The organism is Xanthobacter aminoxidans (assembly GCF_043193615.1).
GTDB lineage: Bacteria > Pseudomonadota > Alphaproteobacteria > Rhizobiales > Xanthobacteraceae > Xanthobacter > Xanthobacter aminoxidans.
Genome location: NZ_JBAFUS010000001.1, coordinates 1,632,495 through 1,644,783, shown reverse-complemented (window position 1 = coordinate 1,644,783; position 12,289 = coordinate 1,632,495). Strand labels below are relative to the sequence as shown.

Below are 12,289 nucleotides of genomic sequence, written 5' to 3'. Positions count from 1 at the left end.
GTCGGCGCGGCCAAGGTCTACCGCACCAAAAACAATTCCGCTCTGCCGCGCCTCATCCCGCCGGCCTTTGAGCGCGAGGACACGCAAATGCCATCCCCCCTTCTCTCCGCCGGGACCCTGTTTCGGCTGCGCGGCACCTTCGCGCGCAGCACCGCCCTCTTTGCGCCGTCCGCGCTCGCGCTTGTCCTGATGCCGGCGTTCATCGCGCCCGCCATGGCGCAGACCAGCCCGCAGCCGGCCACCGAACTGCCCCCCGTGACCGTGCGGGCCGCCACGCCGGCCGCGACGGCCTCCGGCGCACCGGCGACGGATTCGGGCAACTTCTCCCCGGCGGACATCGCGCTCATCTCCGGCAGCGAGGCGCAGGCCGCAACGCTGTGGACCAGCGATTCGGGCTCGCTCCTCAGCCGCATCCCCGGCGGCGCGGCGTGGGGCGCGGGCGGGGTTTCCAGCCTGCCGGCGGTGAACGGCATGGGGGCGGACCGGGTCCAGGTCGCGGTCAACGGGATGCTGTTCGGCATCGCCTGCCCGAACCAGATGAATCCGCCCTTTTCCTTCGTCAATCCCGCGATGATCGCCAACGTGAAGGTCTATACGGCCACCGCGCCGGTGAGCGTCGGCGGCGACTATACGGGCGCGCGGGTGAACGTGACGGTGGCGCCCCCGAAGTTCACCGAGGGCGAGCAGCTCACCGTCTCGGGCAGCGTCTCCGGCTATTATCGGAGCAACAACAACAGCTACGGCGTCGACGCCACGGCCACCGTCTCCAATGCCGACACCAGCGTGACCTATACCGGCGGCTGGGCCAAGGCGAGCGACTATGTGGCGGGCGATGGCACCACCATCAAGTCCACCATGTATGAGACGCAGAACCACGCGCTGACCATCTCGAAGAAGATCGCCGACCAGCTGTTCACGGTGGGCATCGGCGGACAGTTCATCCCTTACGAGGGCTATCCCAACCAGTATATGGACCTCGTCGAGAACAAGAGTATCAACGCCTTCGGCCGCTATCTCGGCGAGTTCGACTGGGGCCAGCTGGAAGGCAACGTCTTTGCCAACCAGATCCGCCACACCATGGGCTTCATCGCGCCGGACAAGACCGGCGACATGCCCATGGATACGAAGGCGACCGACATCGGCTATTCGCTGAAGGGCACGGTGGCGCTCTCCGCCCGCGATACGCTGCGGATCGGCAATGAACTCTACTACAACAACCTCGACGACTGGTGGCCGCCCGTCGCCGGCTCCATGATGATGGGACCGGACACCTTCCAGAGCATCAACAACGGCCAGAAGCTGCGCGCCGGCATCTATGGCGAGTGGGAGCGGCGCATCGACGACCGCTGGACCGCCGTGCTGGGCGTGCGCAACGACGTGGTGTGGATGAACACCGGCGACGTGCATGGCTACAACGACATGATGTACGGCCTCGACGCCGCGCTCTTCAACGCGCAGAGCCACGCCCGCACCGACTTCAACGTCGATGCCTCGGCCATCCTGCGTTACGACGCCAACGCCGCCAGCACCTACGAGTTCGGCCTTGCCCGGAAGACCCGCTCGCCGAATTTCTACGAGCGCTATGCCTGGTCCACCAACCCCATGGCCATGGACATGATCGGGTGGTTCGGCGACGGCAACGGCTATGTGGGCAACCTGAACCTGGAGCCGGAGGCGGCCCACACGGCAAGTTTCACCGCCACTTGGCACGATCCGGTGCGCAATGCGTGGGAGCTGCGCGTCTCGCCCTATTACAGCTATGTGGTGAACTACATTGACGCCGACCGCTGCCTGCTGGCGGGCTGCCTCGCGTCGAAGCCCAACAACCCCTACGTGACCAACGACTTCGTCTTCCTGCAGTTCGCCAACCACGATGCGTGGCTCTATGGCGTGAACATCGACGGCAAGATGGAGCTGTGGAACGATCTCGCCTGGGGGCAGGGCGTGTTCCGCGGCAACCTCAATTTCGTGCAGGGCCAGCGCACCGACGGCGTGAACCTCTACCACATGATGCCGCTCAACGGCGTCATCGCGGTGGACCACACGCTCGGCAACTGGACCAACAGCCTCGAATTGCAGATGGTCGCGGCCAAGGTGCTGGTGAGCCAGGTGCGCAACGAACTTGAGACCTCGGCCTACGCCCTGCTCAACTTCCGCACCAGCTATCAGCTGCAGCAGTTCCGCTTCGACTTCGGCGTCGAGAACATCCTGGGCACCAACTACAACCTGCCCCTCGGTGGCGCGAACCTGGTGAACTACCAGGTGTCGTCGATGATGGGCACGTCGGCGGCATGGGGCTTCCCCGTGGCCGGCATGGGCCGCTCGTTCAACACGCGGGTGACGTACCAGTTCTGATGGGGACGCACGTCCAGCCGCGGCCGGTTTCCGGCCGCGGTTGATGTTCCCGACCCGACATCGTGCGCCGGGGCGGGGGCTGTTTCTGCCTCTTACCGGCCCCGCGCCAGCCGCGCGGCCTTGCGCTTGGCCATGGTGGCGAGGAGATCGGACGCGGTGAGGATGACGAGCGCGGTCAGGGCGAGCGCGGTCGCCGTCAGCGCGTAGATGATGATGAAGGCATAACCGAAGAAATAGGTGAGATAGCCGAAGGCGAAAATCAGGTTCGCGATGAAAAAATACTTCGCGTCGGGCAGTCCATAGATGGCATCGCGGAGAAGCCAGCCGAAGAAGGGGACGTGAAGCACGGCGCGCGCGGCGGTTCGCATGGGGCAGGGTCCGGTGACATGTATCGAGGTTCATCCCGCACTGCGGGACAGGCCGAACCTTCACCGGACATTTGATCTGGATCAATAATCCCATTCGCCGCAGGCAGGCCATTCCGGTGCGGCCTCGCGCCGCGCCGGCGGACGGTCAACGTCCACCGGCGCCGGGCGCCGGGGCGCCTCTCAGGCCGCTGCGGAGCGGGAGGCGGGGGCGGCGAACTGGCGCTCCATCTCCCGGCGCAGGCGCACGGTGTCGCTGTCGCCGATCTCCACGTCCGCCCAGCCGACCACTTCGCCGCGGGCGATGGGCCGGGTGAGGCGCACCTTGTGGGCGAGGCCGATGGGCAGGGCACCGCGGGCAAGGGACTCCTCCGCCCGCATGATGCGGCCCCACACGGTATAGCCGCCCTCGCCATCCAGCATCTCGCCGGGCATGAGATCCTTCTTCGCCACCGCCACGGCGTCGGAGAAGAAGCCGATGGGCGCGCCCGTCGCCTCGTTCCTGAGCGCCGCTGCGGCGACGCTGATGCCGAGTTCCAGCCCGATCATGTGGTACGGGCGGTAGAGCGCCGTGTAACGACCGCTCGGGTCGGTGGCCATGCCGTACTCGCGGAAGCAGCGGCGCGCATAGTCGCCGCGCGCCGAGGGATCGGCCTCGATCACCACATAGACGCCCCAGCGTAGATCCCGGAACACGGGCCGTCCGTCCCGCTCCAGGCTGGAGACGACCTCCACCTGCCCGGCTTCCTCCAGCAGCCCGCCGGCGTCGCGGGGGCGCAGGATGGTGGGCAGGTCGTCCACGCCGCAGGGCGGGAAGAGAAGCCCGTCGCGCGGCGCCTTGAGGCCGGTGGCGTTGGAGATGGCGGCCATCTCGATGGAGGATTTCGTGCCGTCCACGAAAGAGTTGAACATCTGCGGGTTCATTCCGCCGATGGCCGCCTGCTCGGGCGTGAGGCCGATGTTGCGCCACACGTCGTCTGGCGTGGAGGCGTGGTAGGCGGGCAGGTATTTCGTGCCCTTGCCGGCGGCCACGACGTTGAAGCCGCAGGTCTGCGCCCAGTCCACCATCTCGCACACCAGCGCCGGCTGGTCGCCATAGGCGGCGGCATAGACGACGCCGGCCTCCGCCGCCTTGCGGGCAACGAGGGGACCGGCCAGCACGTCCGCCTCCACCGTCACCATCACGATGTGGCGGCGCTCGGCGATGGCGAGGAGCGCGTGCCTGAGGCCCGCCGCGGGGCTGCCGGTGGCGTCCACGATCACCTCGATGCCATCCGCCTTGATGAGCGTCTCCGCATCCTCGGTGATGACGGTGCGGCCGGTGCGGCGCGCATCGTCGAAGTCGGTCGCAAGGGCCTCGTCCACCGGCCAGCCGGTGTTGGCGAGGGCATCCTTCGCCCGGGCGGCGGAGAGATCGGCGATGCCCATCAGGTGCATGCCCACGGTGGTGCGCACCTGCGACAGGAACATGGAGCCGAACTTGCCGGCACCGATGAGGCCGACGCGCACCGGCCGCCCCTCGGCCGCGCGGGCCCGGAGCTTGGCTGCGAGATTCATGGGGTCGCTCTCCTTCCTTGCGGAAGCCGGGCGAAGACGTGCGCACGCGCGTGCCCGTCGGGCGGGCCGATGCGCTGGAGCGTTCCTCCGTCCGGCCATCGCCGGTTGTCTCCGGCCGGATCGTTGCTGTCCGGCCGTGGCGGGTGGGGCCCGCGGGAGAACGGTAATGCGCTCTTCAGCCGGAGGGAAGCGCTCCCCTACGTCAGGGCGGGCGTCTTTCAGCCGATGATGCTGTAGCCGCCGTCGATCTGGTGGACGCCACCGGTGACGTTGGCGGCCTCGCGGCTCGCGAGGAAGGCGGCGAAGGCGCCCACATCCTCGATGGAGGCGAGGAGGTGAGTCGGTGCGCGCGCGGCGGCCTCGTTCAGGAGTTCGTCGAAATCGGCGATGCCGGAGGCCGCGCGGGTCTTCAGCGGGCCGGGCGAGAGGGCGTGGACGGAGATGCGCTTCTCGCCGAGTTCCGCAGCGGCATAGCGCACCACCGATTCGAGCGCCGATTTCACCGGCCCCATGATGTTGTAGTGCTCGACCACCTTCTCCGCGCCGTAGAAGGACACGGTCATGCAGGTGCCGCCCGCGCCCATCAGCGGCTCGGCAAGGCGGATCATCCGCAGGAAGGAGTGGACGGAGACGTCCATGGCCTTGGCGAAGCCTTCCGCCGAGCAGTCGACGACGCGGCCGTGCAGATCCTCCCTCGGGCAGAAGGCTATGGAGTGGAGCAGGGTATCGAGCCGGCCCCAGCGTGCGGTGATCTCGGCGAATACGGCTTCGAGCTGGCCGGGAATGCTCACGTCCAGTGGCAGGATGATCTCGGCGCCGATGGATTCGGCGAGCGGCCGCACATGCGCCTCGGCCCGCTCGTTGAGATAGGTGACGGCGACGTCGGCACCCTGCTCGCGAAATGCCTTCGCGCAGCCCCAGGCGATGGACTGATCATTGGCGACGCCCACCACCAGCGCCTTCTGGCCCTTCAGCGAAAACATGCGCGCGCCCTCGTGCGTTGCGGTTCTCCACCCTCTTTGCACCCGGTCGCCGACGTCAACATGACGAAAGTCAAACGGCGCAAGGGTCTGCCGGGCCCGCGGGCAGTTGACGCCCGTGCCGCCCGCCGCCACAAACCGCGCAAAGACGGGGGAGGGGCGCGTGGTGGCGCAGAGGCAGACGGTGGAGGCGCGCGCCTTCGCCAAGGCGGTCCGGCGGCTGATCCCGCTGATGATGGTGCTCTATGTGGTCAGCTTCCTCGATCGCGTGAATGTGGGCTTCGCGGCGCTGACCATGAATGCGGACCTGGGTTTCTCGCCCGAGGTCTATGGCTGGGGCGCCGGCATCTTCTTCCTCGGCTATTTCCTGTTCGAGGTGCCGAGCAATCTGGTGCTGCAGAAGGTGGGTGCGCGGCTGTGGATCTGCCGCATCATGGTGACGTGGGGCCTGATCTCGGCGGCGACCGCATTCGTGACGGGCGCGACCGGCTTCTTCATCGCCCGCTTCCTGCTCGGCGCTGCCGAGGCGGGCTTCCTGCCGGGGATGATCCTCTATCTCGGCTACTGGTTCCCGCTGTCGGTGCGGGCGCGCTACGTGGCGCTGTTCATGGCGGCGGTGCCCATCTCCAGCGCGCTCGGGGCGCCCTTGTCCGCCTGGATCCTCGACACCCACGGCCTCTTCGGCCTCGCCGGCTGGCAATGGCTGTTCATCATCGAGGGGCTGCCGGCGGTGGTGCTCGGCTTCGTGGTGCTCGCCTTGCTGCCGGATGGTCCGGAGCAGGCCCGCTGGCTGACGGCCGAGGAGAAGGCTGCCATCGCCGCGCGGCTCGATGCCGACCACCTCACACATGATGCGGCGCATCAGGCCGCCCATCCCTCCGGAACGCACGAGGCCTGGCTGCCGGCGCTGAAGGATGCGCGGGTCGTCGTGCTCTGTCTCGTCTATCTCGGCCTCGTGGTGGGGCTCTACGGGATCGGCCTGTGGCTGCCGCAGATCGTGCGTGCCATGGGCTATTCCACCCACGAGGTGGGGCTGATCCTCATCATCCCTTATGCGCTGAGCGCCCTCGCCATGCTCGCCGTGGGCCGCCACAGCGACCGGCGCGGTGAACGGGTGCTGCATGTGGCGGTTCCGGCGGTCGCCGGAGCGGCGGGGCTGGCCGCCAGCGTGGTCGCGCCCACGCATATGGCGGCCATCGCCGCCATCTCCCTCGCATCCATGGGCATCTATGCGGCGCTCGGGCCGTTCTGGTCGGTGCCGCCGCAATTCCTGCGCGGCACGGCGGCCGCGGCCGGAATCGCGCTCATCAATTCGGTCGGCAATCTCGGCGGCTTCGCCGGCCCCTATCTCGTCGGCTTCGTGCGGGAGGCGACCGGCCGCTTCGATGTCGGCTTCATGGCGCTGGCGGCCATCGTGCTCGCCGCCGGTTTGCTCATGCTCGCTTTTCGGGCACAACTCGGGCCTTCGCTGCAGTGCAATGACGCTGCGGCAAGAAAAATTTAGCCAGCACCGTCTCAGCCTGATGAAGAGGTCAAGCTTTTCTGCTTTACTCTCACTCCAAATGACCGCCGGACAGTCGGCGGCGCGGGAGGAACATCGTGGCATTTCAAGCGAAGGGTCGGTCGCGCCCGCCCTCTGCGGGCCCTGCGGGGGGCCCTCTGGGGCAGTTCACAGCACACAGCCAGCTGGCCGCGCAAAGCATGGCGGCGCGGGACGCGGGCGCGCGGGAGCGTGCCTCGGTCATGATCGTGGCCATGGCCTGCTCGTTCTCGGGCCTGCTGGTAGGGCTCTGCCTCGCCGCAGCGCACTGGCCCGGTCTGGCCTTCATGGCCGGCGCCGCGATCGCCGGCACCGGCGCCTGGTTCGCCCGTGGCCTCTCCCTCGATCTGTCGAATGAGAGCGGGGACGGCGCGCAATAGCGCGTCCCGCGGTCAGTCTACAGCCAAGGGGTGACGCGCCGTTTCCCGGCGCGTCATGGCCTCCGCCGGGCTCGGCGTTCCGCTGATGGCCCGCGATATGGCAAGGCGTGTGGCCTCGTGGTTGAAGGCCTGGATGCGCGCATCGTCGCTGGCGTCCCAGTGGATGAACACCCCCACGCAGATGAAAATGTCGTCGGCCTCCTCGATGGGGATGAGGCCGTCCGCCACACAATCCGCCACCGCCTTCGCCACCGCATATTGCGCCGGCCCGAACATCTGCACCGCCTGGCGGGCATCCTTGATCGTCACCTTGTTGAAGAGGACGGTGGCGGGCTTCACCATCAGATTCGGCTCGACCACGGCGAGCAAAGCGGTGAAGCCGTCCTTGTTGTTGGTGAGGGCGTTGACGAAGGCGATCTCGGCGGACGAGCCGCGCGGACCCATGATGAGGTCGATGTGCGCGACCTCGTTGCCGTCGCCCACCAGGGCCTCTCCCACCAGAAGACGGTCGATCCTGGGCATGAAATCCTCCGCAAAATGCTGTGCTGAAAAGGCGTGCTGAAAAGCGCTACTGGATCTCGAAAGGGATGTTGCCGGTGGCCGCCGCGCCGCGCCCGTCGCGCAGGGTGACGAACACGCGGTAGCGGCCTGGCGGCAGGCCGAAGATGCGCACGCCTGTCGGAGCGGGATCGTGCAGGCCCTCGGGAAAGCTCGGCGGCACCGGCTCGGGATCGCCGCCGACGCTGCGGGCGGTGGTCTCGGCCATGATCTGCCATTCGGCCTTCAGCGGGTCGCCGTCGGGATCGGTGGCGGAGAGGCGCACCAGGGTCTGCCCGTCGGTGGAGAATCGGGCCGGTCCGACGAGGGAGAGGGCGAGGATGCGCGGCGCCCGGTTGGGGCCGCCGGGCACCTTCCCGCCCCACAGATCGGCCATGACCTCCACCGTCTCGGTCCATTCGCCGGTGGGCAGCAGCAGCGAATACCAGGAGGGCGTCACCTCCTGCTTCTGTCCCCACAGGAATGGCATGGCGCCGACGCCCGCCTGCTTCGCCCCCATCAGATAGCGCCGCACGCGGGCAGCCTTGTCCGAGGAGGTCGGCTCCATGGGCGCGCCCCACGGTGCCTTGGGCGCATCCCAATGGCCCTGCGCGCCGAGCTCGGTGAGGATGATGGGGCCGGTCCAGCCCTGCGCTCGCGCGCGGCCGGCGGCGGTGAGCAGGCCGTCGCCATAGCCGTTGATGCCGAGCACGTCGATGTCCGGCGCATTGCGCTTCAGGATGGCAGCCTTGTCCTGCCCCACTTCGGCGAGCACCGCCATGGTGGGGTGCTGGCTGTCCAGTGTCTTCACCAGCCGCGCGGCCTCCTCGATGGCCGGCCACACGGCCTGCGCCTCCTCCGGGGAAAGCTCGACCTCCACCTCGTTGCCGATGCCCCACATGAGCAGAGCCGGATGGGTGCGATAGCGCTCCACCATGTGGCGCAGCGCCTCCAGCTGGGCCGTCACCGCCGCACGGTCGGCATAATTGAAGCCGAGGCGGGGATGGCCGAGCCAGAAGCCCACGATCACCTTCAACCCCGCCCGCTGCGCCGCGTCGAGGATCTCCCCCGGCTCCTGCCCATAGGTGCGGATGGTGTTGGCGCCCAGCACCTTCAGATCGGGAAAGCGCGTCTCGCCGCTGGCACCGAGGGGAACAAAGGGTTTGCCGTCCACCAGGATCTCGGTTCCGCGCACCGCCACCTGGGAGGCATGAGCCTGTCGCACGAGGACAGGGGAAAGCGCGAGCGCAAGCAGCAGGAGGACGAAAACGTGACGCACGGACTTCACTCGCGATTGGCCTGAGGACATCGATGCATTGCAGCATGCAGCGTGGGGGATGGCTTCGGCAACATCAACCCGGCCTGCCCCGCGCGCCTTGCCGCATCGCAAACGGGGAACCGGAGCGGACGCGGCGCGATCTGCTATAAGCGCCGCGTTCCTGTCGCATTCCTTGCCGCACGTCCTGCCGCATCAAGGTCCGCTCCATGCCCGTGATCGCTCATCTCTCCGACCCGCACCTCGGCCCGATCCCGGAGGCGCGCATCTCCGAGCTTCTGGGCAAGCGCTTCTTCGGAATGATGAACTGGATCGGCGCGCGGCGGCGCAATTTCGGCGCATCGACGCTGGCGCCGCTCACGGAAGACCTCCTCGCCCAGCAGCCGGACCATATCTGCGTCACCGGCGACCTCGTGAATGTGAGCCTGCCGGCCGAGTTCGACACCGGCGCCACCTTCCTCGCCTCCCTCGGGGAGCCGGGCATGGTGAGCGTCGTGCCCGGCAACCATGACGCCTATGTGCGCTCCGCCATGCATTACCATCTGGAGCATTGGGCGCCCTTCCTCGCCGGAGACGACAGCCATCCCCATACGCCGGTGGACGTGGATTCCTTCCCTTACGTCCGGCGGCGGGGCGAGGTGGCGATCGTGGGCGTCTCGACGGCGATTCCCACGGCGGTGTTCCTCGCCAGCGGCAAGGCGGGGCGGGCGCAGCTCGGCCGGCTCTCGGCGCTGCTGGAGCGGCTGAAGGCGGAAGGGCTGTTCCGGGTGGTGATGATCCATCATCCCCCCGTGGGCGAGCGCCCCTTCCACCGCGACCTGCGCGATGCGGAGGAGGTGCGGGGGGTGCTCGCGCAGGCGGGGGCGGAACTGGTGCTGCACGGGCACGACCATCGCGCCTCCCTCGGCTACATCCCGTCGGCAGCCGGCCGCATCCCGGTGGTGGGCGTGCCCTCCGCCTCGGCCGGGCCGCAGGATGAGCGCGGCGCCGGCGGCTATTGCCTCTACCGGATCTCCGGCGGACCCGGTGCATGGCGCTGCGAGATGGAGCGACGCGGATATTCCCGGGATAGGCAGGGAGTTTCGAGCCTGGAGATGAAAGTACTTGTCGGTTCGGAAGGTGTTGCCTGAAAGTCGTGGCGAAATGGTGGTATTGTTGCGCGCGAGGTCGCGCGAAAAATCTATTTGCAACAAGTTGTATCAAGATGTCTATTACCGAAGTTTAAGTTGCCGGACGTGGGTTTGGGGACGATGCTTCCTTCGTCCCTGAAGGAGGACCCACGACATGAAACGCGCTCTTTTCGCCGCAACCGCCGCTGCGCTGATCGCCGGTTCCGCGGCCACCTATGCCGCGAACACCCCCGCCGCGGGGGATGCGCCGCACCGCTGGCAGCCGACCGCCGAGGATCGCGCCATCCTCACCGATGCCCGCATCGTCGCGCTCAAGACCGCGCTGAAGCTCACGCCTGATCAGGAGAAGCTGTGGCCGGGCGTGGAGCAGACGCTGAAGTCCGTCGCCAAGGATGCGGCCCAGCGCCGCGAGCAGATGGCCGCCGACCGCAAGGCCGCCCGCGAGGCGCGGCAGGCCGGCACGCCGGCTGATCCCATCGCCCGCATGCGCACCGCCGCCGACCGCATGGACGCCCGCGCCAACGACCTGCGCAAGATCGCCGATGCGGCGGACCCGCTCTACAAGACCCTCGACACGGCGCAGAAGCAGCGCCTCAACATGGTGCTGCACCAGCAGTTCCGCGGCATGGGTGGCGGAATGGGCGGTTGGCATCACGGCCCGCACGGCGGGCCGAATGGGGATGGCCCGCGTCGCGGCTGACGCTGGGGACCTCCGGCAGACACGGCGGGGCGGCCTTGGCCGCCCCGCTTTGCGATTGCGTTGAGGGAATATGTGACCGATCCATGAGAGTTGCTCATGGAGCCGTTGACGATTATTGATTTTCCAAAGGACGTGGGCTGCTCGTAGAATGGGTTCAACATGCACCCGTGGGTGCATCTCCCAACGCGAGACGACCCTCATGTCCGCCCCATCCTCACCGACGGCCAATCCTGGCCGGAGCGGCACCGTTCCGGCCATCCTCATTCTCATTGCCGGCTCGGCGGTGGCGCTGCTGACCTTCGGTCCGCGCTCCGTCTTCGGCCTGTTCCTGCTGCCCATGTCGCAGGAGTTCGGCTGGGGCCGTGACGTGTTCGGCTTCGCCGTGGCCATCCAGAACCTTCTGTGGGGCGTGGGTTCGCCGTTTGCCGGCGCGCTGGCCGATCGCTTCGGCACGGTACGGGTGCTGTGCTGCGGCGCGCTCATCTATGCCGCCGGCCTCGCGCTGATGGCCTATGCGACGACGCCCGGCCTGCTGCACCTGTCCGCCGGCGTGCTCATCGGCTTCGGTCTGTCCGCCGCGTCGTTCAATCTCGTGCTCGCGGCCTTCGGCAAGCTCCTGCCGAACGAGTGGAAGTCCATCGGCTTCGGCCTCGCCACCGCGGCCGGATCGTTCGGCCAGTTCCTGTTCCCGCCGCTCACCCGCGGGCTGATGGACACCATCGGCTGGCACCAGACCCTGCTGGTGTTCGGCGCCTCGCTGCTCATCGTGCTGCCGTTCTCGCTGGCGCTCGCCACCCGCGCGTCCGCATCGTCCGCCACCGGTGCCGCACAGGCGCCGCAGCAGACCATCGGCGCGGCGCTGAGCGAGGCGCTCCGGCATCCGAGCTACGTGATGCTGGTGCTCGGCTTCTTCACCTGCGGCTTCCAGCTCGCCTTCGTCACCGTCCACATGCCGGCCTTCCTGGTGGACAAGGGCATGAGCCTGTCGGTGGGCGCCTATACGCTGGCGCTGATCGGCCTGTTCAACATCCTCGGCTCGCTGACCGCCGGCTATCTCTCCAACCGCATGCCGCGCAAGGTGCTGCTGTCGGTCATCTACGCCGCGCGCGGCGTCGTCATCGCGCTGTTCGTGATGACCCCGATCACGGCCACGAGCTGCTACATGTTCGGCGCCGCCATGGGCTTCCTGTGGCTCTCCACCGTGCCGCCGACCTCGGGCCTCGTGATGCTCATGTTCGGCACGCGCTACATGGCCATGCTCTATGGGTTCGCCTTCTTCTCCCATCAGGTGGGCGGCTTCCTCGGCGTCTATCTCGGCGGCGAGATCTATGAGGCGACCAAGAGCTACGACTGGCTGTGGTGGCTGTCCGTCGCGCTGTCTTTTGCCTCCGCGGCCATCAATCTGCCCATAAGGGAACGTCCTGTTCATCGGCCGGTAACCGTATGAGCGCGACTCTCAGAGCACGGTG

11 protein-coding genes are annotated in these 12,289 nt (G+C 67.8%); 6 read left to right on the top strand and 5 right to left on the bottom strand.

The genetic code is table 11. The annotated features are described in order from the left end of the window. Nucleotides 1-87 precede the first annotated feature (87 nt). Complete coding sequence (locus V5F74_RS07540; RefSeq protein ID WP_394007138.1) at nt 88-2,355, top strand: TonB-dependent receptor; 2,268 nt, start codon at nt 88-90, stop codon at nt 2,353-2,355. A 92-nt stretch (nt 2,356-2,447) separates the two neighbouring features. Here the strand turns inward: V5F74_RS07540 and V5F74_RS07535 are convergent, their stop codons facing one another. The 3 genes from V5F74_RS07535 to fabI form a co-directional block, all read right to left on the bottom strand. After that, the gene (locus V5F74_RS07535) at nt 2,448-2,723 is read right to left on the bottom strand and encodes a hypothetical protein (protein WP_024280562.1); all 276 of its coding nucleotides are present in this window, start codon (nt 2,721-2,723) and stop codon (nt 2,448-2,450) included. Between the two features lie 180 nt (nt 2,724-2,903). After that, entirely contained in the window at nt 2,904-4,277 is a 1,374-nt protein-coding gene (locus V5F74_RS07530; protein ID WP_394007136.1) for an NAD(P)H-dependent oxidoreductase, read from the bottom strand. A gap of 218 nt (nt 4,278-4,495) precedes the next feature. After that, on the bottom strand, nt 4,496-5,260 hold the full coding sequence (gene fabI / locus V5F74_RS07525; RefSeq protein ID WP_029555462.1) for an enoyl-ACP reductase FabI: 765 nt from the start codon (nt 5,258-5,260) through the stop codon (nt 4,496-4,498). A 160-nt stretch (nt 5,261-5,420) separates the two neighbouring features. Between fabI and V5F74_RS07520 the strand changes: the two genes are divergently transcribed. Then, nucleotides 5,421-6,761 carry an MFS transporter gene (locus tag V5F74_RS07520; protein WP_245279267.1) on the top strand — a complete coding sequence of 447 codons (1,341 nt, stop codon included), beginning with the start codon at nt 5,421-5,423 and terminating at the stop codon, nt 6,759-6,761. A 239-nt stretch (nt 6,762-7,000) separates the two neighbouring features. Continuing rightward, the gene (locus V5F74_RS07515) at nt 7,001-7,177 is read left to right on the top strand and encodes a hypothetical protein (RefSeq protein ID WP_156026234.1); all 177 of its coding nucleotides are present in this window, start codon (nt 7,001-7,003) and stop codon (nt 7,175-7,177) included. Between the two features lie 12 nt (nt 7,178-7,189). On the opposite strand, the gene fae is transcribed toward V5F74_RS07515, so the two are convergent. Beyond that, entirely contained in the window at nt 7,190-7,699 is a 510-nt protein-coding gene (gene fae / locus V5F74_RS07510) for a formaldehyde-activating enzyme (protein ID WP_029555460.1), read from the bottom strand. 46 nt (nt 7,700-7,745) lie between these two features. After that, nucleotides 7,746-8,993: a glycoside hydrolase family 2 TIM barrel-domain containing protein gene (locus V5F74_RS07505; RefSeq protein ID WP_245279266.1), complete on the bottom strand. Its 1,248-nt coding sequence runs from the start codon at nt 8,991-8,993 to the stop codon at nt 7,746-7,748. 206 nt (nt 8,994-9,199) lie between these two features. Between V5F74_RS07505 and V5F74_RS07500 the strand changes: the two genes are divergently transcribed. From V5F74_RS07500 to V5F74_RS07490, 3 genes are all read left to right on the top strand, one after another. Then, a complete protein-coding gene (locus V5F74_RS07500) occupies nt 9,200-10,120 on the top strand; it encodes a metallophosphoesterase family protein (protein WP_029555458.1) in 921 nt (306 codons plus the stop codon). A gap of 154 nt (nt 10,121-10,274) precedes the next feature. Continuing rightward, nucleotides 10,275-10,820, top strand: coding sequence for a Spy/CpxP family protein refolding chaperone (locus V5F74_RS07495; protein WP_051678775.1), 546 nt, complete (start codon nt 10,275-10,277; stop codon nt 10,818-10,820). A 199-nt stretch (nt 10,821-11,019) separates the two neighbouring features. Beyond that, nucleotides 11,020-12,267, top strand: a complete 1,248-nt coding sequence (locus V5F74_RS07490; protein ID WP_394007132.1) for an MFS transporter — start codon at nt 11,020-11,022, stop codon at nt 12,265-12,267. Nucleotides 12,268-12,289 lie beyond the last annotated feature (22 nt).

Excerpts from the sequence above, each read along its gene's own strand:
- V5F74_RS07535 (WP_024280562.1), bottom strand. The coding sequence starts at position 2,723 with ATGCGAACCGCCGCGCGCGCCGTGCTTCACGTCCCCTTCTTCGGCTGG.
- V5F74_RS07500 (WP_029555458.1), top strand. The coding sequence starts at position 9,200 with ATGCCCGTGATCGCTCATCTCTCCGACCCGCACCTCGGCCCGATCCCG.
- fabI (WP_029555462.1), bottom strand. The coding sequence starts at position 5,260 with ATGTTTTCGCTGAAGGGCCAGAAGGCGCTGGTGGTGGGCGTCGCCAAT.
- V5F74_RS07530 (WP_394007136.1), bottom strand. The coding sequence starts at position 4,277 with ATGAATCTCGCAGCCAAGCTCCGGGCCCGCGCGGCCGAGGGGCGGCCG.
- fae (WP_029555460.1), bottom strand. The coding sequence starts at position 7,699 with ATGCCCAGGATCGACCGTCTTCTGGTGGGAGAGGCCCTGGTGGGCGAC.
- V5F74_RS07490 (WP_394007132.1), top strand. The coding sequence starts at position 11,020 with ATGTCCGCCCCATCCTCACCGACGGCCAATCCTGGCCGGAGCGGCACC.
- V5F74_RS07495 (WP_051678775.1), top strand. The coding sequence starts at position 10,275 with ATGAAACGCGCTCTTTTCGCCGCAACCGCCGCTGCGCTGATCGCCGGT.
- V5F74_RS07515 (WP_156026234.1), top strand. The coding sequence starts at position 7,001 with ATGATCGTGGCCATGGCCTGCTCGTTCTCGGGCCTGCTGGTAGGGCTC.
- V5F74_RS07540 (WP_394007138.1), top strand. The coding sequence starts at position 88 with ATGCCATCCCCCCTTCTCTCCGCCGGGACCCTGTTTCGGCTGCGCGGC.